Origin of the sequence: Variovorax sp. LjRoot290, assembly GCF_964253985.1 — a bacterium.
GTDB lineage: Bacteria > Pseudomonadota > Gammaproteobacteria > Burkholderiales > Burkholderiaceae_C > Variovorax.
On sequence record NZ_CAXURW020000002.1, the window covers coordinates 341,760 to 366,702 of the forward strand.

Genomic DNA, 24,943 nt, shown 5'->3' on the forward strand with positions numbered 1-24,943 from the left:
TCGTCAGCTCACCGCGCCGCAGAGCCCGGCATGAACTTTCCCGCACCCGAACAGGGTTTCCTTCCGCACGGAACGGCGACACCAGTCAGGCCGATGCCGCCATCGTTCCCCGGCATTCGACAGATGAGCAGGCGCACGGATAGGCCTCCGGTGCATGGGTCGTGTCGATGGCCAAAGCGTAGTCGATGCACAGTTCTTCGCCGGCGAGAACGTCGCACAAGGTGACGATGTCCAAGCGCAGCGTGCCGTCGGGCGCCCATGTCTCCACTGCTTCGCAGTTCGGGCTGCAGCTATGGTTGAGATGACGCAATTCATTGCCGCCCTGGGCACCATCGATGACGGTGCCATCGGACAGCCCGAACAGGTACGTGAGATGGCTTTCCCAGTCCGTCGCCTCCACTTCGGCCGGTGACATGCGCCGCCCCTCATACGTGCCCAGCCTGGTGTTCGCCGGCAGCGGCAGCATTGCAAAGAGCCCCACGCCATGGATATCGCTGGTTCGAACGTGGAAGAGGGGAGTAGGGCACGGCATCGGGGTTGGAGGTGGAAGTGGCAGTAACGCCGCCCGATTATCAAGCGATCGGGAAGGAGCGTTGGCGGCAATGACGAGCCTGACGAAGGGCAATCCCCTGGCCTTGGCGTCCGGCAGCAGAGCAAACCCACGGCAGCGCCAAAGTAGCGCAAGCTGCCTCGGCTTCGGCTTGTAGCGTCCCTTGTCGTGCACATCCCATCAATGGGCTTAAGGAGGTGCGCGTAGCTCCCGGCGTCAAACGGGCGCACCGGCCGGTCAGCGCTCTCGGTCAGCGCCTCTCGTGCGACCAATTTGAACTCGGGCGCGCTTTGCATCTCGCAGGCGGCGAACGCATTGAAGGAAGCTGCGGCCCCACGGCGCGGCCGCCCTTCCAGGGCCAACGACCCGGTCATCCATCCCGACTTCCAGCGCCCGGGTGAAGAGCGCGTGCTGGAAGTCCACTACCGACGTCGCGCACGCTCGGAGTGATTCGGCTTCCACACCGAATGCCAATGCCCCAGACGAGCTCGTGGGGGCTTGGCCATCTCCTCGGCCTCCAATGCTTGATGGCAAAGAGGTCGTCGTAGGGCGCTATGGTCTTGCGGCGGGCTTCTCGCTGGCAGCCCAGGCTGTCCACAGGTCATCGCTGGCCGCCTTGTTGTCGCATCGATGCTTCCACGCGGCCATTCGGTAGCAGGCCAACTGCGAGAGTTTGCCGGCCGGATACCTCGTCTTGCTGTCCGCAGCGCCATGCTGCTCGACGGACTCGTCTGCGTGGTCGGAGTGGTGCTTTTCGCCGTCCTGACCCTCGTCCTCTGACCCCCGCGAAGCAAGTAGTCGTGCGTCCTTGAGGTCCCATTGCTAGCTCTGCCACACGCCGGCCGAACGTCGCCACTGGTTTCTCCGATGATGCTCCAGAGGGAGGTTGACACGCCCACCGGCGTTCCGCAGTATGGGCCGTTTCCGTGTGGTTCGACGGACGTCCGCGTACAGATAAACGTAAGGAGGTGCCATGGGAGCCACCGTCGTGCAGAAGGACGGCCTGATCAACAGCCGGGTGCGGCTATTTGTGTTCGGCGGCCACGACTGACATGGGCACCGTCACGCAGGAACACCTCGGGCCGGACACGCCCATGGGCGCCACCCTGGTGGCGGAGGGGGCAACATTCCGCGTATGGGCGCCGAACGCACACGAAGTGCACGTGCTGAGCGACTTCACAGGGTGGAACCCCGCGCCCGGTACTCGCCTGCAGCACACCGGCGGCTATTGGTGGGGCTTCGTACGGGGCGCGCGCGATCGCCAGGCTTACAAGTTCTGGGTGGTCGGTGACGCCGGCGGCGGCTGGAAGCGCGACCCCTATGCGCGCGAGCTCGAATGGGGCTCCGGCGAATGCATTCTGCGGCGGCCGGATTTCTCCTGGCACGACACTGGCTTCGTCACGCCCCATTTCGAGAACTTCGTCATCTACCAGGTGCACGTCGGCGCGTACTCGACGCCGCGCTGGCCGCATGGGGTCGGCACCTTTCTCGACGTCGCGGCTCGGCTACCGTATCTTGCCGACCTCGGCGTCACCGCCCTGCAGCTCCTGCCGATCCAGGAGTTCCCCTCCACCTTCAGCCTCGGCTACAACGGGTTGGACTACTTCTCGCCGGAATCGAACTTTGCGGTGCCGGACGCCGAACTGCCTGCCTATGTCGCATCGATCGATGCAATGCTCGCGTCGAAGGGCTTGTCGCCGTATGCAGAAGCGGACCTGAAGGGCGAGATGAACCAGCTGAAGGCGCTGGTGGATCTGGCGCACGTGCAAGGGATCGCAGTGATCTTCGACGTGGTCTACAACCATGCCGGCGGCGACTTCGGCGATCAGAGCTTGTACTTCTTCGACCGGCAGCACGGGCAGCTACTACCCGTGCGGTTCGAGAATTCCCTCTACTTCGGGCTGCGCGAGCACGCCGGCGGGCGCGTGTTCGATTTCGCAAAGCCCGAAGTGCGCGATTTCCTGATCCGCAATGCCTGCTTCCTGATGCAGGAGTACCGCATCGATGGCCTGCGCTACGACCAGGTCAGCGTGATCGACCGCGACGGCCAGCCGCACGGCTGGCGCTTCTGCCAGGACCTGACCTCGACCGTGCGCTACTTTCGTCCCGGCGCGCTGCAGCTTGCCGAATACTGGGACCTGAACCCCTGGGTCGTCCGTCCCGTCAGCGACGGCGGGGCAGGCTTCGACACGACGCTGAGCAACACGCTGCGCATCGCCGTGCGCGACGTGTTGCGGGCGGCAAGCTCCCCCGGCACCGAGCCGCTGCCGATGCAGCGGCTCGCCGACAGCCTCTGGCCCGCAGGGTTCGACGAGGCTTGGCGCTTTGTCCAGGGTCCCGAGAACCACGACGTGGTGCTGCGCGATCCGGATGCGTCCAAAGGGCGTGAGCCGCGCATCCCGAGGCTGGCGGATCCGTCCAATCCCCGCTCGTGGTTTGCGCGCTCGCGCAGCCGCGTCGCAATGGGGCTGACGCTGACCTCACCCGGCATCCCGATGATGTTCATGGGCCAGGAATTCCTCGAGGACAAGCAGTGGTCCGATGATCTGGAGAACCGCCCCGAGCTGCGCCTGTTCTGGCCCGGGCTCGAGGCGCCAGACCCGGCGATGCGGGACTTTCTGCGCTGCACCCGCGAGCTGATCCGGCTACGCTGGCGCCTGTCGGCGCTGCGCGCCAACGGCTTTCGCGTGATTGATGCCCACGACGGCAACCGTTTCCTTGCCTTTCACCGTTGGGTACCTGGGGTGGGAGAGGATGTCGTCGTGGTCGTCAGCCTGGCCGACCAGCCCCGGTATAACTACCGCGTGGGCTTCCCGTCCGGTGGGCGCTGGCTGGAAGCCTTCAACAGCGACGTGTACGACAACTGGGTCAATCCGCAGGTCGTCGGCAATGCCGGCGCCGTCGAGGCGAGCCCGGTACCGATGCACGAGTTCGACCACTCGGCCGAGCTCACACTGCCGCCGAACTCCATCCTGGTCTTTTGTCGGACCTTCGCGTGAGAAGCCACTGCTGCGGAGGCTCGGAATGGCCAACGTTGTACACCGCGGCAAGTTCTGGCGGACCGCCGATGCCGGCCGGACTTGAGCGGCGGCTTCGGCCCTTCATCCTCCAGGTCTGATGCAATGCGGTCTCAATCGAGGTTCTGCAACCGGTCTAGCTAGTCACCGGGCGACTCAACGCACCCTCTTTGATCCGTTGTAAGCGTCGCAAGCGGCCGCGTCGCCGGGCAGGTGTCGGAAACCCTAAACCGCAGCCCATGGCCCGCGACCGGCTACAGTCGGCCAGGAGCGGTCCGTCGTTCTTGCGGCGTATGGCTGTCGCTCGACCTGGGCGACGGGCCTATGGCATACCGTCGGCCCTCCAACTGTGAGGTCCGAAAGCGGACTCTCGGTGGCGGCGGACAAGTGAACGTGATCTTGGCCAACGTGCATTCCTATGGCGGCGCCTCGACGGCCCGTTTGCGCTTGGATACTCAGGAGCGCATGATGCTTTGGCGCCCACGACGCAGTCTTTCTGTACCGTGACGGTAGGCTCCAACCGAGGAACACAATGGCGAGCGCCCCGATCCTGCCAAAGCTTTCAGCAGTTCTGCTCGCGGCATGCATGGCCGACGCCGCGCAAACTCAGACTGTGCAAGAGATCTCAGGTGCCGCTCTGGTTGAACTGGTCAGCGGGCGAACCTGGGGACTCTCTATCTATGGGACCCCGGAACGCCCTTCGCACACCAACCTCTTTGACTTTCGCAAGGACCGGTCGGTATGCGCGAGAGCGGTTGGGAGCAAGCATACGGACAAGTGCGCGGACCAGGGCAAATGGGAAGTTAAGAACAACGTGCTCTGCTGGGAACTGACATGGATGGGTGCTGAGTCAGGCTTGAAGGCTTCCTGCGTGTCCGTGAGGCAGGTCGCCGGCAACCGGTTTGAGCTGAGAAGCGAGAAGACGCCGGACCTGGTGTTCGCCGTAATGCAGGTCATGTGAGACTCGACGCGACAGCTCCATTCTCGGCTCCCCGCAGCGACGCTGGTACGGTAGATGAGTCAAAGCCGTGGAGGTTGAGCGCTCCACCGCGCTCTGCATTGAACGTCAACGCCTTCAAGCGGAGTCCCGGCATCCCTCGAACCTCTTGCGGATGCGACGGTTCACGATCGCGAACTGGAACTGTCGGCCAACTCCTGACGTTCGTGAATGGCGGGTTTGCGGAGGTGCGTGAGCGGCGTCATCATCGACGTCAACGGCCGACTGCGAGCGCCAAGGCACGACCCACGCTATTTGCCGCACTGAGCAGGCTGGACGGCACCGTGATCTCCAAGTGCCAGCCTCGCCTCCGGCACGAGGAGTGGCTGACGTCCTGTGGTGACGCCGTCGATCCCGCCCATTACATGCCGCAACCCGTCCACCGAGAAATGGGCGGACACGAGCGTTGCTCATTCATTGCCAACCTGGACGCTTGCATTGCAGCTACGGGCGACCCTGATCCGGTCTGCTGTAGTCGCATACGCCCTGCGGGAAGATCTGCTTGAGCTTCGCGATGGATGCGGGGTCGGGAACCCACGGTTCATAGATGCCGTCGTGTAGCGCCGTGTCCACACTCTTCAGCGCGCATTTGAAGATGCCTCCTTCGAACGGCGCGCCGGCGACGATACGCGAGGTGCTGAACAGCGGGAACGCGCGCGTGCAGGCGCCACTCGGCTTGCTGTCGAGAATCCCGTCCCAGACGTTTGGCCCAGAAGCGATCAGATTGCCGTTGACGTCGAAGCAGCTATCTACCGCAGCGGCCGGCCGGCTCTCGCCGACGCTCAAGTTCGGGTTAGCGCGGATGTTGGCCATCCACTGGTCCATAACGTCGACCACGACGAAGTTCTTATCGACCTTCGGCACTCCGGGCATCGTGTCAGTGAACCAGATCACCAGGTGATCGCTGGTCCCCATCTTCTGCAGCACGCGCTTGCGCACCGCGAACGACTGGTGTGCGTTATGCATGTCGGCCTCGCGCTCGAGGTACTGACGACTGTCGATGGTGGGGAGCGGAATGTTGCCGCCGAACACGAGGCCGGAGGTGTAGGCCGCTCGCATTGCCTCGAGGTTGCCCTCGGTACGCGGTGCTGGCACGTCTGCGGCTGGGGAGAGTGTCATATTGCGCCGGCTCCAGGGGTCGAACAGCGTTGGGTCCGCGAGAACCATCGCCAGCGTAATGCCAGGAAACAACGGATAGACCTCCTGAACCATGTCCTTGGGCCTCTTCCAGCCGCCCACCTTGAAGTTTAAGTCGAGGAACTCCGTCGGCGTGATCTTGCCTTCCTTCATCGACTTCAGGCCGTACTGGACGCCGATGTTGTCCCACGTATGGCGCGCGTAGCCGTCAGCGTCGAGGCCGTAGATGTTGCGCGCGTCGCTGTAGTGCGTCCACTGGATGGTGGCGATGTCGCTCTGCGGTACGTGGTTCGCCGAATTGGCTGCACGGCCGTACAACGGGTTCATCACCAGCGGGTGGACGCCGCGCCAACCTTTCACGCATTCGGTCGAGCCGGTGCTCATGCTCGGACCATCCAGGCCGAGGTATGGCTTCACCAGTGACATGGTGTCAACCACCGCCGGTTCGCCATTCATGCCCACCAGCAGCACGCGATTCTTGACATTCTTCCACCGCTCGTTGTTTCGGTCGGTCACGTCCATGTAGTGCTCGAGCAGCTCACAATCGCCGACATGGGTCACCTGCGAAATCATGTCGGGGTAGGACTGAATTGGCAGCGCGGCGTCCAGAACGCCGGGGTTGTTCTGCGCCAGGATGTACTGCGCGATTGCACCGCCCGAGCCGCCCAGGCCCACGGTGTACAACGGCACGCCGTAGCGTTCAATGAAGCGCTCCTTGGTCATCATCGCGGTCTCGCCGGCCAACTGGAGGTTGTAGTGGGTGCTCGTGACATTTCCGCTCGAGTGCGCAATAGCGTAGCCTCGCTTCAGCACTTCAGGCTCGAGCGAACGGCCATGAACGGCTCCTTGCGAATGGCCGACTCCGACGCCGCCCTGGAAGTAGTAGTTGAGGCGGCCGTTCCACAGACTCGTGTCCGGGTGAGCTGGATCTTCTCCGCGCGGCGCCAGCATCGCGAGGCTATAGAGGAAGCGATTGATGGTGCCGACTTCACGGCGCACGATGAAGTCCACCGTGCGTCCGTCCGCCAGCGTCACCTGAGTCATGTCGGCCGGCACCGAGCCATCGGGGGGCAGCGCCTTCCAGCTGTTATCGGCCGCCCAGTACAAATAGGCAACGACTGTATCGATGGAGCAATTGCGGCTGTAGCCGGCGATGGTGACCCCTTCGCCGCGCACAGCGTAGCCAGGCGGGGTGTCCACGTCGATCTTCGGCTGCAGTCCAAACTGGTTCGTGGTGCAGACGAAGGGATGCTGGTGAGGCCCCGAAGACATCGGACCCTCGATCGGGTGATTGGTGAGGCGGAGCGACGCTGACACGCCTAGGCCTTGTCCGTGCGCGTGACGGACCTCGAGCGTGTTGTCGCCGACATCAAAGCCGCTGACGACGCCCTCCAGCCGGTCTCCGCGGGAGACCAGCGTCTGCGAAGTCTTCCGGCCATTGATCCAAATCTCCAGCTCAGCCTGCAGGTCGGGAGCCGCCCGCACCTCGATGCGAGCGTCGCCACCAGATACCCACTGTGGCGCACTCGATAGAAGCCGAATGGACACCGTCATCGGGGTCGCTTTGGCAGGGGTGGTCTGGCCAGCTACGGTCGGCTTGTCCACGGCACTCACAGGTGAACCACCACCACTACCGCCACCACCACATGCGATCAGCGAAACGAAGCCTACACAGGCAATTAACGATTGCATCGCCCTAAGCGAGCCAAAAGTACCGGACGCGTAGCATTCGTGGTCGGCGGGGACAGACGGTTCGAACATGGCAACTCCTCATTGTTGTTGAGGTAGCCGTGCTGACCTTAGTCAGTAGCTGTGGGCCTGTAAATACAACTTCGAGCGTATTGCGCTCAGGTCCTGATCACGGGATTCTCTGATGACGCAATGAAACGCGCCGGCGAAATTGCATCAACGACTGTCGATCCTGAAGCAGGCGGCCTCGCGATCATCGAGCAGATGCCAACTTGCGGGGCGCCTCCAGCAGCCGGGGGATGACCACCAAAGTCCCTTCACCTACTCTTGGCGACAAATCAGCTTGACAGGAGTTCACAATGGCATCGCCTCGGTGGACGTCCTGATTTCATCCAATCCGCCAACATTCCGAAGTGCGCTTGCGGAAATGAAATGACTTTCTACGCACAACTCGACTCCATCAATGATGAGGTCGTGCTCGCCGACTGCGGAATGATCTACGTGTTCGTCTGCTTCGACTGCTTCGAAACAAAGTCGATACTGCAGTCTTGCTGAGGTCGGGCAGATGCGAGGCGGCGTCAGTTCACCTTGCACCACGGTCGCTTCTGGAGTAGAGATCCATTCCGGAACCGTCGTCCTGATCCAAGCGGTAGTGCCTTGACGCAGGGCTGCGGGTCCGCTTTGCGGATGAACGTGATGGTGTGGGCTTGGATTGGGTGACCATGGTGGATACGATCTTGTCGATCTAGTTAGCTCAGAAAACCCATCTCGCGACTCATCGATGCAACGGAGACAACAATGAGACACGTAGTCTGGCTCTTCTTCGTCTTGCTGGCTGTTGCCATCATCGGTATCGGATCAGCAATCAAGTTGAGTGCCATCGGGCCCGAAGTTATGAAGTATGAGAAGGAGTGGGTGACGGCTCTCCTGCAAGCCGGCCTTATCGCGGTTCTAGGAGCTGTAACCACTGCGGTCCTAGAACTGTTCAAGTCGGGGCTTCAGCAGAGTAAGGACCGTAGCAAGCTACAACTTGACGCTCACTCGGAACTCCGCAGCCACTACCAGAAAGTGAAGCTCATTCGACGCAGCTATCAGGCCACACAAACTCTAACCGCCCGTGACGTCCAGGCGCTCAACGAGGTTCAACTAGCGCTGGAAGGCCTTAGGGATGACAGTGGCTTGTTTGGGCGGAGTTCTGCGCAAGTCCGTGATGCCCTCTCACGTATGGAACGATACCTCAATCACCTCGCAAATGACGCCGCGTCTGATGAACGCACTAATTTCCAAAATAACAAGCCACCGGATCAGTCGTTCAAGGTGTTCTCGCATGCGTACTCAATGGCCTCAACAGCTATGCGCCTGGAGATCGCGCCCCCTTCACTCTGGGCTCGTATTCGTTTCAAACCTTAGTCTTTTCGCGTATGTCCAAAACTCACGCCACTTCGTGCCGGGTCTGACTGTGCGGGTCTTGTTTGAGCGCCGCGCGATTTCACTTGGGCAAGCCGTTGTGTCTTTCCGCACGCCAATGAAGATCAGTGCACTCAACGTGGCGCAAGAATGCGGGAGGAGTCCATCCCATCATTCAAGCCGACGGCCCTCGGCAAGCCTCGGTCTGCGGCTCAACTCGGCTGTTGGGTGGCTGCTTTTTGCCCTTCCAATCGAGCCCTTGGTAGACCGCTTGGGGCTCCAGAGCCGACTCAGCGGACGTCACCATCGCCGGGAAGCAGCCATTGGGAGACCGGCCCCGCCATCGCCCGTGTACCGTTGAACGAGTCGCTCAAGCTGTCGTCGGCTCAGGCCCAGCCGCTGCCCGGCTTGACTGACGCGTACCATGCGATCCATCACGGCCTGGATCGTCTTGAGGCGGTCTGCTTCGCGCATCGTCATCGTGATCGTCGCCGCAGGTGTCGCCATGGCCGTACCCTAAGCCCAGAACCTGGGTCGGGCGACTTTGCGACATTTGAAATCGGCTAGAACACGACATTACTAAATCGCTCCCACAGTCAGCTGTCAACGCTAAGTTCAGATGTCGCATTCCTGGCCAAATAGAAATGTCGCATTTCCTCTTTCTTGATGGAGCCCGGCGAACTCGGTGACCGCCTTGCCTTTGAACTCGCACAGGCCTATCAGCCGAAGGCCGGCGCGTTCGTCGTGCACGCTGTTGAATTGATTGGGCTATCGCGCCTTTGAAGGACGCGTTGCCGTGGTCGAAGCAGTCGACAAGGGCGTCATCGATTTGCACGCCTTGCGCAGGGCCTGCTCGAAGTCCTGGACGTTGAACTGCCTCGGGTTACGCGTGCCGGGTACTGCCGCCCTGGGCCGTGGAGGCTGCCCCTGATTCGTTCGCGATGGCGTGCAGCGCCGGTCATCTCGCTGCGCCTGGATCGCCTGCGCCGCGCGCAGCGCATGACCCAGGCGCTTGTTCTCCACGACGGCAGCGGTGTCGATCTGCGGCAGCTTGTCATAGCGCACGTAGGGCAGGGCGCCGCCGCCCGCGCGCACCTCGATGCGCCCATCGGGATACTCGTACACATCGATGTACCGTTGGATCAGCCTCCGGTTGCCTGCCGTGTCCGCCAGCATGTAGATCTCGCGCGCATAGTTCAACGTCAGCGACAGCGACACCTTGCGCAGCTCCCGCCAGGTGAAGGTGAGGTCCAAGTCCTCATCCGCGCGCAGCGGCCGGTGTGCGTTGAAGTCGCGCCGCGGTGACTTGGCGAACCGGCCGTTGAAGTCGGCCATGAAGTGGCCCGCGAACGCGTTGCCCGCCTCGAGCGTGCTGATGCCACGCAGCCTCAGCTCCTTGACCAGCCTGTCCTGCAACGTCTGGTTGGCACGTTCGACCCTGCCCTTGGCCTGGCTGGAGTTGGCGCACATGATGTCAATGTTCAACTCGTACAAGGCCCGGCCGAACTGCGTGACACCACGCTCGCCGAACTCCGGCTTGGTCACCGGCCGGAAGATGCTCGCCTTGTCGCTGTAGAACGCCACCGGCTTGCCGTGGGCCTCCAGGTAGCCACGGGTCGCCTCGAAGTAGGCAAAGCTCGATTCGGTGGGCACGAAGCGCAGCTGCATCAACCGGCTGGTGGCGTCGTCGATGAACACCAGCAGGGTGCACGCTGGCGATCGCTCCTCGAACCAGGCGTGATCACTGCCATCGATCTGGATGAGCTCGCCCAGGCAGTCGCGGCGGTTGCGCGGCTGGTGGATCTTGGGGGCGCGCTGCCTGCGCGGCGTCCACAGGCCCGCCGCCATCATCAGCACCCGCACGGTCTCCTTGGCCAGGATCAATCCATGGCACTCACGAAGCTTCTCGCACGCAAGCGTCGGACCAAAGTCGGGGTAGCGTTCGCGGATCAGTGCCGTGGCTCGTTCGGCGGTACCTGGGTCCAGTTGATGATTGCTCGGCCGCCCACGCTTGCGCGATACGAGCCCGGCTACACCATCGGCCGTGTATCGCTCAACGAGCCGCTCCATCTGTCGCCGGCTCAGGCCCAGGCGCAGCGCGGCCTGACCAACGCGCAGCATCCGGTCCACCACGGCTTGGACCGTCTTGAGTCGATCGGCTTCGCGCATGGTCATCGTGATGGTTGTCGCCGTCGTCGCCATCGCCGTACCCCAGCCCCAGAAACTGGGACGGCAGACTTTGCGACATTTCTACTTGGCCAAAACGCGACATTACTATTCAGCCGCTACAGTCAGCTGTCAACGCTAAGTTCAGATGTCGCATTCCTGGCCAAATAGAAATGTCGCATTTCCTCTTTCTTGATGGAGCCCGGCGAACTCGGTGACCGCCTTGCCTTTGAACTCGCACAGGCCTATCAGCCGAAGGCCGGCGCGTTCGTCGTGCACGCTGTTGAATTGATTGGGCTATCGCGCCTTTGAAGGACGCGTTGCCGTGGTCGAAGCAGTCGACAAGGGCGTCATCGATTTGCACGCCTTGCGCAGGGCCTGCTCGAAGTCCTGGACGTTGAACTGCCTCGGGTTACGCGTGCCGGGTACTGCCGCCCTGGGCCGTGGAGGCTGCCCCTGATTCGTTCGCGATGGCGTGCAGCGCCGGTCATCTCGCTGCGCCTGGATCGCCTGCGCCGCGCGCAGCGCATGACCCAGGCGCTTGTTCTCCACGACGGCAGCGGTGTCGATCTGCGGCAGCTTGTCATAGCGCACGTAGGGCAGGGCGCCGCCGCCCGCGCGCACCTCGATGCGCCCATCGGGATACTCGTACACATCGATGTACCGTTGGATCAGCCTCCGGTTGCCTGCCGTGTCCGCCAGCATGTAGATCTCGCGCGCATAGTTCAACGTCAGCGACAGCGACACCTTGCGCAGCTCCCGCCAGGTGAAGGTGAGGTCCAAGTCCTCATCCGCGCGCAGCGGCCGGTGTGCGTTGAAGTCGCGCCGCGGTGACTTGGCGAACCGGCCGTTGAAGTCGGCCATGAAGTGGCCCGCGAACGCGTTGCCCGCCTCGAGCGTGCTGATGCCACGCAGCCTCAGCTCCTTGACCAGCCTGTCCTGCAACGTCTGGTTGGCACGTTCGACCCTGCCCTTGGCCTGGCTGGAGTTGGCGCACATGATGTCAATGTTCAACTCGTACAAGGCCCGGCCGAACTGCGTGACACCACGCTCGCCGAACTCCGGCTTGGTCACCGGCCGGAAGATGCTCGCCTTGTCGCTGTAGAACGCCACCGGCTTGCCGTGGGCCTCCAGGTAGCCACGGGTCGCCTCGAAGTAGGCAAAGCTCGATTCGGTGGGCACGAAGCGCAGCTGCATCAACCGGCTGGTGGCGTCGTCGATGAACACCAGCAGGGTGCACGCTGGCGATCGCTCCTCGAACCAGGCGTGATCACTGCCATCGATCTGGATGAGCTCGCCCAGGCAGTCGCGGCGGTTGCGCGGCTGGTGGATCTTGGGGGCGCGCTGCCTGCGCGGCGTCCACAGGCCCGCCGCCATCATCAGCACCCGCACGGTCTCCTTGGCCAGGATCAATCCATGGCACTCACGAAGCTTCTCGCACGCAAGCGTCGGACCAAAGTCGGGGTAGCGTTCGCGGATCAGTGCCGTGGCTCGTTCGGCGGTACCTGGGTCCAGTTGATGATTGCTCGGCCGCCCACGCTTGCGCGATACGAGCCCGGCTACACCATCGGCCGTGTATCGCTCAACGAGCCGCTCCATCTGTCGCCGGCTCAGGCCCAGGCGCAGCGCGGCCTGACCAACGCGCAGCATCCGGTCCACCACGGCTTGGACCGTCTTGAGTCGATCGGCTTCGCGCATGGTCATCGTGATGGTTGTCGCCGTCGTCGCCATCGCCGTACCCCAGCCCCAGAAACTGGGACGGCAGACTTTGCGACATTTCTACTTGGCCAAAACGCGACATTACTATTCAGCCGCTACAGTCAGCTGTCAACGCTAAGTTCAGATGTCGCATTCCTGGCCAAATAGAAATGTCGCATTTCCTCTTTCTTGATGGAGCCCGGCGAACTCGGTGACCGCCTTGCCTTTGAACTCGCACAGGCCTATCAGCCGAAGGCCGGCGCGTTCGTCGTGCACGCTGTTGAATTGATTGGGCTATCGCGCCTTTGAAGGACGCGTTGCCGTGGTCGAAGCAGTCGACAAGGGCGTCATCGATTTGCACGCCTTGCGCAGGGCCTGCTCGAAGTCCTGGACGTTGAACTGCCTCGGGTTACGCGTGCCGGGTACTGCCGCCCTGGGCCGTGGAGGCTGCCCCTGATTCGTTCGCGATGGCGTGCAGCGCCGGTCATCTCGCTGCGCCTGGATCGCCTGCGCCGCGCGCAGCGCATGACCCAGGCGCTTGTTCTCCACGACGGCAGCGGTGTCGATCTGCGGCAGCTTGTCATAGCGCACGTAGGGCAGGGCGCCGCCGCCCGCGCGCACCTCGATGCGCCCATCGGGATACTCGTACACATCGATGTACCGTTGGATCAGCCTCCGGTTGCCTGCCGTGTCCGCCAGCATGTAGATCTCGCGCGCATAGTTCAACGTCAGCGACAGCGACACCTTGCGCAGCTCCCGCCAGGTGAAGGTGAGGTCCAAGTCCTCATCCGCGCGCAGCGGCCGGTGTGCGTTGAAGTCGCGCCGCGGTGACTTGGCGAACCGGCCGTTGAAGTCGGCCATGAAGTGGCCCGCGAACGCGTTGCCCGCCTCGAGCGTGCTGATGCCACGCAGCCTCAGCTCCTTGACCAGCCTGTCCTGCAACGTCTGGTTGGCACGTTCGACCCTGCCCTTGGCCTGGCTGGAGTTGGCGCACATGATGTCAATGTTCAACTCGTACAAGGCCCGGCCGAACTGCGTGACACCACGCTCGCCGAACTCCGGCTTGGTCACCGGCCGGAAGATGCTCGCCTTGTCGCTGTAGAACGCCACCGGCTTGCCGTGGGCCTCCAGGTAGCCACGGGTCGCCTCGAAGTAGGCAAAGCTCGATTCGGTGGGCACGAAGCGCAGCTGCATCAACCGGCTGGTGGCGTCGTCGATGAACACCAGCAGGGTGCACGCTGGCGATCGCTCCTCGAACCAGGCGTGATCACTGCCATCGATCTGGATGAGCTCGCCCAGGCAGTCGCGGCGGTTGCGCGGCTGGTGGATCTTGGGGGCGCGCTGCCTGCGCGGCGTCCACAGGCCCGCCGCCATCATCAGCACCCGCACGGTCTCCTTGGCCAGGATCAATCCATGGCACTCACGAAGCTTCTCGCACGCAAGCGTCGGACCAAAGTCGGGGTAGCGTTCGCGGATCAGTGCCGTGGCTCGTTCGGCGGTACCTGGGTCCAGTTGATGATTGCTCGGCCGCCCACGCTTGCGCGATACGAGCCCGGCTACACCATCGGCCGTGTATCGCTCAACGAGCCGCTCCATCTGTCGCCGGCTCAGGCCCAGGCGCAGCGCGGCCTGACCAACGCGCAGCATCCGGTCCACCACGGCTTGGACCGTCTTGAGTCGATCGGCTTCGCGCATGGTCATCGTGATGGTTGTCGCCGTCGTCGCCATCGCCGTACCCCAGCCCCAGAAACTGGGACGGCAGACTTTGCGACATTTCTACTTGGCCAAAACGCGACATTACTATTCAGCCGCTACATCAGCTGTCAACGCTAAGTTCAGATGTCGCATTCCTGGCCAAATAGAAATGTCGCATTTCCTCTTTCTTGATGGAGCCCGGCGAACTCGGTGACCGCCTTGCCTTTGAACTCGCACAGGCCTATCAGCCGAAGGCCGGCGCGTTCGTCGTGCACGCTGTTGAATTGATTGGGCTATCGCGCCTTTGAAGGACGCGTTGCCGTGGTCGAAGCAGTCGACAAGGGCGTCATCGATTTGCACGCCTTGCGCAGGGCCTGCTCGAAGTCCTGGACGTTGAACTGCCTCGGGTTACGCGTGCCGGGTACTGCCGCCCTGGGCCGTGGAGGCTGCCCCTGATTCGTTCGCGATGGCGTGCAGCGCCGGTCATCTCGCTGCGCCTGGATCGCCTGCGCCGCGCGCAGCGCATGACCCAGGCGCTTGTTCTCCACGACGGCAGCGGTGTCGATCTGCGGCAGCTTGTCATAGCGCACGTAGGGCAGGGCGCCGCCGCCCGCGCGCACCTCGATGCGCCCATCGGGATACTCGTACACATCGATGTACCGTTGGATCAGCCTCCGGTTGCCTGCCGTGTCCGCCAGCATGTAGATCTCGCGCGCATAGTTCAACGTCAGCGACAGCGACACCTTGCGCAGCTCCCGCCAGGTGAAGGTGAGGTCCAAGTCCTCATCCGCGCGCAGCGGCCGGTGTGCGTTGAAGTCGCGCCGCGGTGACTTGGCGAACCGGCCGTTGAAGTCGGCCATGAAGTGGCCCGCGAACGCGTTGCCCGCCTCGAGCGTGCTGATGCCACGCAGCCTCAGCTCCTTGACCAGCCTGTCCTGCAACGTCTGGTTGGCACGTTCGACCCTGCCCTTGGCCTGGCTGGAGTTGGCGCACATGATGTCAATGTTCAACTCGTACAAGGCCCGGCCGAACTGCGTGACACCACGCTCGCCGAACTCCGGCTTGGTCACCGGCCGGAAGATGCTCGCCTTGTCGCTGTAGAACGCCACCGGCTTGCCGTGGGCCTCCAGGTAGCCACGGGTCGCCTCGAAGTAGGCAAAGCTCGATTCGGTGGGCACGAAGCGCAGCTGCATCAACCGGCTGGTGGCGTCGTCGATGAACACCAGCAGGGTGCACGCTGGCGATCGCTCCTCGAACCAGGCGTGATCACTGCCATCGATCTGGATGAGCTCGCCCAGGCAGTCGCGGCGGTTGCGCGGCTGGTGGATCTTGGGGGCGCGCTGCCTGCGCGGCGTCCACAGGCCCGCCGCCATCATCAGCACCCGCACGGTCTCCTTGGCCAGGATCAATCCATGGCACTCACGAAGCTTCTCGCACGCAAGCGTCGGACCAAAGTCGGGGTAGCGTTCGCGGATCAGTGCCGTGGCTCGTTCGGCGGTACCTGGGTCCAGTTGATGATTGCTCGGCCGCCCACGCTTGCGCGATACGAGCCCGGCTACACCATCGGCCGTGTATCGCTCAACGAGCCGCTCCATCTGTCGCCGGCTCAGGCCCAGGCGCAGCGCGGCCTGACCAACGCGCAGCATCCGGTCCACCACGGCTTGGACCGTCTTGAGTCGATCGGCTTCGCGCATGGTCATCGTGATGGTTGTCGCCGTCGTCGCCATCGCCGTACCCCAGCCCCAGAAACTGGGACGGCAGACTTTGCGACATTTCTACTTGGCCAAAACGCGACATTACTATTCAGCCGCTACATCAGCACAGCAACAAGCCCTTGTTATGTTTATTTCATTCTCTCGCGCCCTGAAAGGCCGCCCGCGCAGGGCAGAAGAGGGCGCCACCGCATCGCGACAAACTGACACTGCCTGCCGGGACGGCACCACCGCCGTCTCGCCTTTCGCAGGAGCTTTGCCCATGCCATTCCTCGCGCCCACATTTGCACGGTTGCCGCCCCTGGCCTTTCTGCTCGCCGACCAGATGGAATCGCGCAAGAAGATCGCCCGCCATCTGGGCGTGAGCCTGCGTACCCTGCAGCGCTACCAGGCCAGCGGCAACGCACCCCGCGCCATCTATCTGGCGCTGTGGTTCGAGAGCCGCTGGGGCATGGCCGCCCTGCACGCGCAGGCTTTCAATGAAGCGCAGCACGCCCGCGCCTGGGTCGGCTCGCTCGAGCGCGAGTGCGAGCGCCTGCGCGGCGTGATCCGCGCCCTCGAAAACGCTCAGGGGCAGGCTGCGGCCAACTCGGCGGTGTTTAACGCGTTCTAAGTCTAAGCAGGGCAGGGCGTTGGGGCAGGGGCGCGGGAGCTCGGCTGGGAGGTGGGGGTGCAGGCCGCGCTGCCACCGCCACCACCGCCCGCGGTCATCGTGAGCATGCCCGCCCAATACGAGATGACCGGTGGTGCGGGTCTGCGGCGCACCAGCGTGATGAGCTGGCAATGCAGTATGGGGGGGAGGGCAGTTGCCCGTGAAAATGATGGCGCGCGACAGCCTGCTTCGCAGCGGAAGCCGCCCTTAGCATTCGCACCGCCTACGACTCAGGACGGCCATCTGGAGTCGTTCGCGACGGTCAGCTATGCAGCGCCGAGAGACGATTCGGGACAAGAAGATGCGCCGCCCGTCACCGCACCCAGTGCATCAGCGCCAAAGTCAAAACGACCAGGAAGACCGTCTCGCCGACCATCAGCAGCACCGGCTTGAGGCCGACGGTGATCAGTTCCTTGAGTTGCGTCTTCATGCCGATGCCCGCAATGGAGGCCACCAGGAACCAGCGCGAGAAGTCGCTGCCGGTCTTGGCGACAAGGTCCGGCAGCCAGCCGGTGCTGTTGACGGCCACCAGGACCGCGAAGCCGACCGCGAAGCCCGGCAGCAGCGGCGGCCGCGGCCCACTGGCCTCGCCGGCTTGCCGGCGCGACAGCACGACGGCGAACAGGATCACCGGCACCAGCATCGCCACGCGCATCAGCTTGACGACGGTCGCGATGTCGCCGGTTTGCTGCGACATGCTGTAGCCGGCGCCGACGACCTGTGCGACATCGTGGATGGTCGCGCCGAGGAACACGCCAGCCGCGCGCGGATCGAGCCCGACCATCTGGGCGAGCGTCGGGTAGACGATCATCGCTAGCGTCGACAGAGCCGACACGCCGACCACAGTGAACAGCGTCGCGCGCTCCTTCAACGGATGGTTCGGCAATGCCGCGGCCAGGGCCATGGCGGCCGAGGCGCCGCAGATCGCCGTTGCGCCGCCGCTGAGCAGCCCGAACAGGGTCTGGAATCCGAGCAGCTTCGCCGCCAGCATGGACACCCCGATCGTCAGCGCGACCGTCAACAGGACGATCACGATGGGTTGCCATCCGAGTTCGGTGATCTGGCCGATGGTGATACGCAATCCGAGCAGCGCGACGCCGATGCGCAGAAGCCTGCGCGCGGTGAATTCGATGCCCGCCTGGCAGGCGCCCTCGCCGGAGAGGAAGTTCATCGCCAGGCCGAGCAGCAGAGCAAACAGCATCACCGGCGCGCCGTAGTGCTCCGACAGGAACGTCGCGGCCGCGGCAACCACGCCGCAGGCCAGCACGCCGGGGAAGAGGGCGCGGGCCTGCCCGGGGATGACGCTGATCGAAAGTGCGGTCATGGCGAGGCTCGGTCGCTCAGGCCGTGGGCACCCTGTAGTGGGGCTTCTTCATCACCACCAGCAGGGGCCGCTCGTCCCACTTGAGATGCCGGACGCCGATGCATGCGGCCATCGCCACGGCGGGGCGCGCCATCGCGACGTTCTCAAGGTCGATCGAGCCGATCCATTCGCCGCCGGACTTGATCACGTTCTTGTTGCGGGTCGGCTCGGCATGGGTCAGCAGGGTCGAGATCAGCAGCGGCTGCTGCATCATGTTTCCGTTCATGGGAATTCCTTTGCAATGAGAGTGGATGGGGCGCTCGGCGAAGGGTCGTCCTGAACAACGCCAGGTCGAGCCCGGCCTTGCAGACCCGCCGGCCCTGCCCTCGGGCAGCTCGCTCAGCTCCAACCACGCCAAACGCGGCCTTCCACCCCCAGTGCGCCGCGATCAAGCCGCCTCATGCGTGTTTCCAATGCGGGTTCAATCCGGTTTGAAATTGATCGATTTCAGGAGCGCGCCTTGGCGCTCGTGAGCGACGCGCAGCGACTTCGCCAGCTCGTCAGGAGTCGCGGGCTGACCGGGCTCCATGCCCAAGCCGCTCAGGCGTCCGCGCACCGCGGGCTGCTGCAGGGCCTTGAGCGCTGCCTCGCGCAGTCGGTCCTGCACAGCGGCCGGCACGCCGTTCGCGACCCACAGGCCGACCCAGACATCCTGCGTCATGGTGGGGAAGCCCTGCTCGGCGAAGGTCGGCACGTCGGGCAGCGCCGGCATGCGCTGCGACGAGGTGACCGCGAAGGCCTTGACTTTGCCGGCCTTGACCATCGGCACTGATGTTCCGGGGCCGTCGAACATCAGCGGCACATGTCCGGCCATGACGTCCTGCAGCGCCGGGGCAGCGCCCTTGTAGCCCACGTGCTGCATGTCGAGCCCGGCCAGCGCGTTGAGCTCGACGCCCAGCGTGTGCGACACCGTGCCGGTGCTGTACGACGCGATGCTGACCTTGCCGGGGTTGGCCTTCACGTGGGCGATCACCTCCTTGAGCGTGTTGGCCGGCACCTGCGGCCCGCCAACGAACAAAAGCCCGCTGCGCGCGAGTTCCGCGATCGGCTTGATGTCCTTGAACGGGTCGAACCGCGACTTGGTCAGGTGCGGAATCTCGGACACGGCGCCGTTCAGGTGCATCATCACGGTGTAGCCGTCGCGCGGCGCTCCCAGCAGCTCGTTGACGCCGAGCATCCCCAGGCCGCCGGGCTTGTTGTCGACGATGATCGGCTGGCCGAGACCGGGCTGCATCGCATCGGCCATGATGCGCGCGATCACATCAATGCTGCCGCCCGGCGGTGCAGGCACCACGATGCGGATCGGCCTATCGGGCCAGGTTTGGGCGGCCGCGAGGGTGGCCACGGCGCACAGGCATGCGGCCAAGCCGGTCCGCAGGGATTTGATGATCATGAATGTCTCCTTCTATGTATGGCAGTGACGCCAAAAAAATGAACTGAGCCGTTCGGCTTTGAGCCGGTGGCGCCTAGTTCGGCAGCCGGTAGTCGCGGAACGTCTCGCGCAGTTGGTTCTTCAGCATCTTCCCCGTGGCGCCCAGCGGAATGCTGTCGACGAATGCCACGTCGTCCGGCGTCCACCACTTGGCGATCCTGCCGTTGTAGAAGGCGAGAAGTTCCTCGCGCGTCACCTCGGCGCCCGGCTTCTTTGCCACCACCAGCAGCGGGCGCTCGTCCCACCTCGGGTGCGCGACACCGATGCACGCGGCCATCGCCACCGCCGGGTGGGCCATCGCGATGTTTTCGAGGTCGATCGAGCCGATCCACTCGCCGCCGGACTTGATGACATCCTTGCTGCGGTCGGTGATCTGCATGAACCCGTCGGCATCGATCGTCGCGACGTCGCCGGTCGGGAACCAGCCCTCATCTCCGAAATACGCCAGTGGATCACCGCCCTCGCCCTTGAAGTAGGCGGCAATGACCCAGGGACCGCGCACCATCAGCTCGCCCGAAGTCAGGCCGTCGCGCGGGAGTTCGCCGCCGTGCTCGTCCACGATCTTCATGTCGACGCCGTACGGCGACCGTCCCTGCTTCGCTTGCAGCGCCCGGCGTTGCACCGCGTCCAGGCCCGCATGCTTGCCCTTGAGCTTGCCCAACGCGCCCATCGGGCTCAGTTCGGTCATGCCCCAGGCGTGGATGACCTGAACGCCGTACGTGTCCTCGAAGGCGTCCATCATGGCCGGCGGGCAGGTCGATCCGCCGATCACGGTGCGCTTCATGGTGCTGAATTTCAGATCGTTGGCCTCGACATGCGCCAGCAAGCCCTGCCAGACAGTCGGCACGCCGGCCGACATGGTCACGCCTTCGGTTTCGAACAGCTCGTGCAGCGACTTGCCATCCAGCCAGGGGCCGGGGAACACGAGCTTGGCGCCCACCATGCAAGCCAGATAAGGCAGGCCCCAGGCGTTGACGTGGAACATCGGCACCACCGGCAGGATCGTGTCGCGCGAAGAGCAGTCGAACGAGTCCGGCAGTGCGGTGGCGTAGGTGTGCAACACCGTGGATCGGTGGCTGTACAGCGCGCCCTTGGGGTTGCCCGTGGTGCCCGACGTGTAGCACAGCGAGGAGGCCGTGTTTTCGTCGAACACCGGCCAGGTGAATTCCGGGGAATGCGCGTCGATCAGGTCCTCGTAGCACAAGAGGTTCGGGATCGTCGACGACGCCGGCATGTGGTCCCGGCTGGTCATTGCAACGAATGCCTTGATGGTTTTCACGCGCGAGGCGATCGCCTCGACCAGCGGCAGGAAGGTCAGGTCGAAGAACAGCACCTGGTCTTCGGCGTGGTCGGCAATCCACACCACCTGGTCCGGATGCAACCTGGGGTTCAGCGTGTGCAGCACGGCGCCGGAACCCGACACGGCGTAGTACAGCTCCATGTGGCGGTGGCCGTTCCATGCGAGTGTCGCGACACGGTCGCCGAAGCGGATGCCGTTCGCGACCAGCGCGTTGGCCATGCGGCGCGCGCGCTGGGCGAGGTCGCCGTAGGTCTGGCGATGCAGGTCGCCTTCGACGCGACGCGAGACGATTTCCTGGTCGCCATGGTGACGCTCGGCATGATTGAGGAGCGTCGAGATCAGCAGTGGCTGCTGCATCATGTTTGCGTTCATGGTGGGTGCCGTGGGCGTGGCTTGTGGAGCAGTGTCTTGGGTTAGGGCGGTGGCTGTCATTGGTGTCTTCAATCTGTGCTTATGCGGCGGCGAAGGCGACGTTGCCGAGCAGCATGTTGCGGTCGGTCGGCTGCGCCCAAGCGCATGGCGCAGCCCGCCGCCGTGGGCCCGCGGCTGCGCACGGACCCGCGGGGCCGGCGCACTCAGACGCTGAAGCTGCTCACGTCGACCGGCTTGACGCCGTTGGCGCGGCAGAAGTTCAAGTAGCGCTCGACCATCGACTTCCAGTTCTCGATGGCGAGCACCGCACCCTCGGGGCTCATGAGGTCCCAGTCGCCCTGGACGATGTTGAGCGTGATGACCTCGTCGTCGCCCACGCTGATGGGCGTGTGACGCGAGCCGGCGGTCTCGAAGACGTAGCTGCCGGGGCTGGCGACCCAGTCGTGCTCGATGTACTTCCAGCGGCCGGCGATCGTCCAGACCATCACCGTGCCCGAGTGGTGGTGCATCGGCAGCGCGATGTTGGGGGGCGCCTTCAGCAGCGCGGTCCACTCGCCGCGGATCGGGTCGACCTTGATGAGCTTCAGGAAGACATTGTCGGCGTAGGGCACGAAGGGCATCCAGGGCAGCGACTCGACGTCAATCAGGGCGGTATCGATGGTTTCGTAGAACATGGTCATGTGGTCTCTCTTGGTGGGTATGGAGGAGGTGGTGAGGGGACGGGCAGCGTTGCGGCGGCGATCGACTTCGCCGAAGAATTCGAGCAGGCGCTCGACGACCCAGGCGGGCCGTTCCTCGGGGATCCAGTGGCCGCAGCCTTCGGCCACGCCGCCGCGCACGTCGCAAGCGACGCGCTGCCACGAGTCCATCGCGTACAGGCCGCGGCCGACGTTGGGCGCGCCGCCGCCGTACACGAGGATCGGCATCGCGAGCTTGCCCTGCTTGATGAAGGCCAGGTTGTCCTTGGCGTCCTGCGCCCACTCCCGGTAGTAGTTGAAGCCGGCGCGCATCCCGCCGGGCTGGGCGTAGGTGCGTAGGTACTCGCGCTGCGCCTCCTCGGAGATGGCGTCGGGCCGCGCGCCGCCCTTGCGGTACATGTAGCGCAGGTAGAGCTCTTCGCGGCCGGCCACCAGCGCCTCGGGCAGGTCGGCCTCGGCGTGGAAGCCGAAGTGCCAGCGGCCGAGCGCGGTGAGCACCGAGCCGTCGCCCGGCACCGGGGCGTCGAAGATCGCCATCGACGTCACCGCGACGCGGTGCTGGGCGGCCAGCGCATAGGCCACCGGGCCGCCCCAGTCGTGGCCGACGACGTGGAAGGTTCGCTCGCCCAGCACGTCGTGCATCAGGCGCCAGACGTCCTGCGCCACGGTCTTGGTGTCGTAGCCGGCCGCCGGTCGCGACGACTCGCCGAGGCCCCGCAGGTCCACCGCGACGACACGGTAGCGCTGCATCAGCCCGGGCAGCACGTCGCGCCACATGTACCAGGTCTGCGGCCAGCCGTGCAGGAACACGATGGCCGGGCCCTGCCCGCCGCTGACGTAGTGCAGTCGCACGTCGCCGAGGTCGGCCCAGTCGTGCCGGAGGTTCAGTTCGAGAGCGCGGTCCATTGCTGCCTCCTTCAGAACGGCCGGTCGCCCACGATGGTGGCGCGGTTCATCTTGCGATGGCACGGCGCGTAATCCATCACCGCGTAGTGCTGTGTGCAGCGGTTGTCCCAGATCGCCACGTCGTTGGCCTGCCAGCGCCAGCGCAACTGGTACTCGGGAATGAAGGCCTGGCTGATCAGGTACTGCAGCAACTGGGACGCACCGGGGTGCCAGTCCTGGCCGACGCGGACGTTCCTGGCGGTGTGGAAGTTGGTCAGGTGCGTGACGAAGCCGCCGACGAACAGGCTTTTCCTGCCGGTCACCGGATGCGTGCGAACGATCGGATGCTCGGGGTCGGGGAAGCGCGCCTTCATCGCCAGGCGCTCCTCGATGGGCTTGGCAGCCATGAACAGCGCTTCCATGCTGTGGCGCGCACGCAGGTCGGCGATGGTCTCCTTGATGTGCTCGGGCAGCCGCTCGTAGGCCAGTTCCATGTTGGCCCACATCGTGTCGCCGCCCACCGGCGGGCATTCGACGCAACGCAGCACCGCGCCCATCGGCGGGCACTCGCGAAAGGTGGAATCGTTGTGCCAGACGTTCTCGTAGCGCTCGGGCGGGCTCTCGGGCGTCTTCCAGATCTGGATGATGCCGGGCTCGCCCTCGGCGCTGTCGACCAGCGGATGGTCTTGGAGCTCGCCGAAGTGGCGCGCGAAGGCGGCGTGTTCGGCGTCGGTGATCTGCTGATTGCGCAGGAACAGCACCTTGTGCTCGAGCAGCAGCGCCTTGATCTCCTGGGCCAGGGGCGAATTGCGCGAGGCCTCGGCCAGGCTGACGCCCTGGATCTCGGCGCCAAGGGCGCAGGTAAGCGGAATGACGTTCATCGTGTGTCTCCAATCGGGGTCGGTGGGCGCCGGCCCTTGCCGGACCGGACAGTCGCCGGAGTCTCATCGCGGCGTGAGTGGAATTGTGTGCTCCGCCGACCCGCGTGACTTGACGTTTCGGGAATTTCGCTTGACATTTCGGGAAAGGAAGCCGAGCCCATGACGATCCTGGTACGCGCCGCGACGATGACGAACTTCGAGCAGGTGGCGTCGGCCTGCGGGCTTGATGCGCGGGGGCTGCTGGGCGAGGCCGGGCTGCCCGTGCAAAGCCTGGCCGACCCCGACTTGATGGTGCCGGCGGCCGCCGTGGGCGCGCTGCTCGAACTGGCGGCGGAGCGCGCGGGCGAGCCCGCCTTCGGCCTGCGCATGGCCGCCTCGCGGCGCCTGTCCAACCTCGGGCCGCTGGGCCTGCTGTTGCGGGACCAGCCGACGCTGCGGCAGGCCCTCGAGGCGCTGATCGCGCGTATCCACCTGCACAACGAGGCGATGTCGGTCTCGGTCGTGCCGGAGGGTCCGATCGTCGCCATTCGTGAGGAGATGGTGTACGAAGGCGGGCAGTCGGTGCGCCAGCCGATCGAACTTGCAATGGGCACCACCTTCCGCCTGCTCGGCATCTTCCTCGGCGAGGGCTGGCGTCCGCGCCTGGTGACCTTCCGCCACCCCGCGCCGTCGAGCAGGGCCTGGCACCGGCACGTGTTCGGCGATTCGGTCGCGTTCGGCGAGGAGTTCAACGAGATCGTCTGCAACGCGGCCGATCTGGAGGCACCGAACCCGGGCGCGGATCCGGTGATGGCGCGCTATTCGAAGCGGCTGTTGGAGCGCGATCCGGGCAAGATCGCGTCAATGTCGGACCGAGTCCGTCGCCTGATCGTGCTGCTGATGCCGCGCGGCCATTGCCGGGTGGAGAGCGTCGCCCAGCACCTGGGCGTCGACCGCAGGACCGTCGCCAACCACCTGGCTGCGGAGAAGACCACCTTCAGCATCCTGGTCGACACGATGCGGCGCGAACTGCTGGCCCACTACCTGCGGGACGCCTCGCGGCCGCTGTCGGACGTGGCGACGCTCCTCGGGTTCTCGGAACTCAGCGCGTTCTCGCGCTGGCATCGGCGGCAGTTCGGCGTGGCGCCGCGAACCCGTCGCGCGGGCGTTGCGCCGGGTCCTTGAAATTCCCCGGCGCCCCGTCTTCTGATAAGCGCTTGCGATCACGCGAACGCGGACCCTGGTCGAAGGATTCCGGCGTGTCATGCGCACCGCCGTTCGACCGGCGCAAGGCCGATCGAGAAGTAACTGAA

The 24,943-nt window shown here is 64.5% G+C and carries 23 protein-coding genes; 6 read left to right on the forward strand and 17 right to left on the reverse strand.

Translation table 11 applies throughout. The annotated features are described in order from the left end of the window. Nucleotides 1-85: 85 nt before the first annotated feature. Entirely contained in the window at nucleotides 86-532 is a 447-nt protein-coding gene (locus tag ACSQ9A_RS30510; protein ID WP_436297843.1) for an SET domain-containing protein, read from the reverse strand. 1,070 nt (nucleotides 533-1,602) lie between these two features. Here ACSQ9A_RS30510 and ACSQ9A_RS30515 point away from each other — a divergent pair. Beyond that, the gene (locus ACSQ9A_RS30515; protein ID WP_436306638.1) at nucleotides 1,603-3,549 is read left to right on the forward strand and encodes an alpha amylase C-terminal domain-containing protein; all 1,947 of its coding nucleotides are present in this window, start codon (nucleotides 1,603-1,605) and stop codon (nucleotides 3,547-3,549) included. Nucleotides 3,550-4,099: 550 nt separating this feature from the next. Beyond that, on the forward strand, nucleotides 4,100-4,528 hold the full coding sequence (locus tag ACSQ9A_RS30520) for a hypothetical protein (RefSeq protein WP_436295984.1): 429 nt from the start codon (nucleotides 4,100-4,102) through the stop codon (nucleotides 4,526-4,528). Nucleotides 4,529-5,008: 480 nt separating this feature from the next. Here the strand turns inward: ACSQ9A_RS30520 and ACSQ9A_RS30525 are convergent, their stop codons facing one another. Next, the gene (locus ACSQ9A_RS30525; protein ID WP_436306639.1) at nucleotides 5,009-7,462 is read right to left on the reverse strand and encodes a DUF6351 family protein; all 2,454 of its coding nucleotides are present in this window, start codon (nucleotides 7,460-7,462) and stop codon (nucleotides 5,009-5,011) included. 360 nt (nucleotides 7,463-7,822) lie between these two features. Between ACSQ9A_RS30525 and ACSQ9A_RS30530 the strand changes: the two genes are divergently transcribed. Together ACSQ9A_RS30530 and ACSQ9A_RS30535 are read left to right on the forward strand one after the other, a co-directional pair. Continuing rightward, nucleotides 7,823-7,945 (forward strand): hypothetical protein, encoded by a 123-nt coding sequence (locus ACSQ9A_RS30530; protein WP_436306640.1) that lies wholly within the window; start codon nucleotides 7,823-7,825, stop codon nucleotides 7,943-7,945. A 243-nt stretch (nucleotides 7,946-8,188) separates the two neighbouring features. Continuing rightward, on the forward strand, nucleotides 8,189-8,800 hold the full coding sequence (locus ACSQ9A_RS30535) for a hypothetical protein (RefSeq protein ID WP_436306641.1): 612 nt from the start codon (nucleotides 8,189-8,191) through the stop codon (nucleotides 8,798-8,800). Between the two features lie 297 nt (nucleotides 8,801-9,097). On the opposite strand, the gene ACSQ9A_RS30540 is transcribed toward ACSQ9A_RS30535, so the two are convergent. The 9 genes from ACSQ9A_RS30540 to ACSQ9A_RS30580 all read right to left on the reverse strand — a co-directional run bounded on the left by ACSQ9A_RS30540 (nucleotide 9,098) and on the right by ACSQ9A_RS30580 (nucleotide 16,083). After that, nucleotides 9,098-9,304 (reverse strand): helix-turn-helix domain-containing protein, encoded by a 207-nt coding sequence (locus ACSQ9A_RS30540; protein ID WP_436306642.1) that lies wholly within the window; start codon nucleotides 9,302-9,304, stop codon nucleotides 9,098-9,100. 108 nt (nucleotides 9,305-9,412) lie between these two features. Further along, nucleotides 9,413-9,547 carry a hypothetical protein gene (locus ACSQ9A_RS30545; protein WP_436306643.1) on the reverse strand — a complete coding sequence of 45 codons (135 nt, stop codon included), beginning with the start codon at nucleotides 9,545-9,547 and terminating at the stop codon, nucleotides 9,413-9,415. A gap of 18 nt (nucleotides 9,548-9,565) precedes the next feature. Beyond that, complete coding sequence (locus ACSQ9A_RS30550; RefSeq protein ID WP_436306644.1) at nucleotides 9,566-10,999, reverse strand: ISNCY family transposase; 1,434 nt, start codon at nucleotides 10,997-10,999, stop codon at nucleotides 9,566-9,568. A 108-nt stretch (nucleotides 11,000-11,107) separates the two neighbouring features. Then, on the reverse strand, nucleotides 11,108-11,242 hold the full coding sequence (locus ACSQ9A_RS30555; protein WP_436306643.1) for a hypothetical protein: 135 nt from the start codon (nucleotides 11,240-11,242) through the stop codon (nucleotides 11,108-11,110). Nucleotides 11,243-11,260: 18 nt separating this feature from the next. Then, complete coding sequence (locus ACSQ9A_RS30560; RefSeq protein ID WP_436306644.1) at nucleotides 11,261-12,694, reverse strand: ISNCY family transposase; 1,434 nt, start codon at nucleotides 12,692-12,694, stop codon at nucleotides 11,261-11,263. A 108-nt stretch (nucleotides 12,695-12,802) separates the two neighbouring features. Continuing rightward, nucleotides 12,803-12,937 carry a hypothetical protein gene (locus ACSQ9A_RS30565; protein ID WP_436306643.1) on the reverse strand — a complete coding sequence of 45 codons (135 nt, stop codon included), beginning with the start codon at nucleotides 12,935-12,937 and terminating at the stop codon, nucleotides 12,803-12,805. An 18-nt stretch (nucleotides 12,938-12,955) separates the two neighbouring features. Further along, nucleotides 12,956-14,389 carry an ISNCY family transposase gene (locus ACSQ9A_RS30570; protein WP_436306644.1) on the reverse strand — a complete coding sequence of 478 codons (1,434 nt, stop codon included), beginning with the start codon at nucleotides 14,387-14,389 and terminating at the stop codon, nucleotides 12,956-12,958. Nucleotides 14,390-14,496: 107 nt separating this feature from the next. Then, nucleotides 14,497-14,631, reverse strand: coding sequence for a hypothetical protein (locus ACSQ9A_RS30575; RefSeq protein WP_436306643.1), 135 nt, complete (start codon nucleotides 14,629-14,631; stop codon nucleotides 14,497-14,499). Nucleotides 14,632-14,649: 18 nt separating this feature from the next. Next, the gene (locus tag ACSQ9A_RS30580; RefSeq protein ID WP_436306644.1) at nucleotides 14,650-16,083 is read right to left on the reverse strand and encodes an ISNCY family transposase; all 1,434 of its coding nucleotides are present in this window, start codon (nucleotides 16,081-16,083) and stop codon (nucleotides 14,650-14,652) included. Here ACSQ9A_RS30580 and ACSQ9A_RS30585 point away from each other — a divergent pair. Beyond that, entirely contained in the window at nucleotides 16,049-16,681 is a 633-nt protein-coding gene (locus ACSQ9A_RS30585; protein WP_436306645.1) for a hypothetical protein, read from the forward strand. The genes ACSQ9A_RS30580 and ACSQ9A_RS30585 overlap by 35 nt on opposite strands. A gap of 352 nt (nucleotides 16,682-17,033) precedes the next feature. On the opposite strand, the gene ACSQ9A_RS30590 is transcribed toward ACSQ9A_RS30585, so the two are convergent. From ACSQ9A_RS30590 to ACSQ9A_RS30615, 6 genes are all read right to left on the reverse strand, one after another. Then, nucleotides 17,034-18,044, reverse strand: coding sequence for a YeiH family protein (locus ACSQ9A_RS30590; RefSeq protein ID WP_436306646.1), 1,011 nt, complete (start codon nucleotides 18,042-18,044; stop codon nucleotides 17,034-17,036). A 16-nt stretch (nucleotides 18,045-18,060) separates the two neighbouring features. Beyond that, nucleotides 18,061-18,309, reverse strand: coding sequence for a hypothetical protein (locus tag ACSQ9A_RS30595; protein ID WP_436307782.1), 249 nt, complete (start codon nucleotides 18,307-18,309; stop codon nucleotides 18,061-18,063). A gap of 195 nt (nucleotides 18,310-18,504) precedes the next feature. Then, the gene (locus tag ACSQ9A_RS30600; RefSeq protein ID WP_436306647.1) at nucleotides 18,505-19,476 is read right to left on the reverse strand and encodes a Bug family tripartite tricarboxylate transporter substrate binding protein; all 972 of its coding nucleotides are present in this window, start codon (nucleotides 19,474-19,476) and stop codon (nucleotides 18,505-18,507) included. A gap of 73 nt (nucleotides 19,477-19,549) precedes the next feature. After that, nucleotides 19,550-21,187 (reverse strand): 3-(methylthio)propionyl-CoA ligase, encoded by a 1,638-nt coding sequence (locus ACSQ9A_RS30605; protein WP_436306648.1) that lies wholly within the window; start codon nucleotides 21,185-21,187, stop codon nucleotides 19,550-19,552. Nucleotides 21,188-21,390: 203 nt separating this feature from the next. Next, nucleotides 21,391-22,791, reverse strand: coding sequence for an alpha/beta fold hydrolase (locus ACSQ9A_RS30610; protein WP_436306649.1), 1,401 nt, complete (start codon nucleotides 22,789-22,791; stop codon nucleotides 21,391-21,393). 11 nt (nucleotides 22,792-22,802) lie between these two features. Then, nucleotides 22,803-23,651, reverse strand: a complete 849-nt coding sequence (locus tag ACSQ9A_RS30615; RefSeq protein WP_436306650.1) for a TauD/TfdA dioxygenase family protein — start codon at nucleotides 23,649-23,651, stop codon at nucleotides 22,803-22,805. A 159-nt stretch (nucleotides 23,652-23,810) separates the two neighbouring features. Here ACSQ9A_RS30615 and ACSQ9A_RS30620 point away from each other — a divergent pair, with 159 nt between their 5' ends. Further along, nucleotides 23,811-24,815: an AraC family transcriptional regulator ligand-binding domain-containing protein gene (locus ACSQ9A_RS30620; protein WP_436306651.1), complete on the forward strand. Its 1,005-nt coding sequence runs from the start codon at nucleotides 23,811-23,813 to the stop codon at nucleotides 24,813-24,815. Nucleotides 24,816-24,943 lie beyond the last annotated feature (128 nt).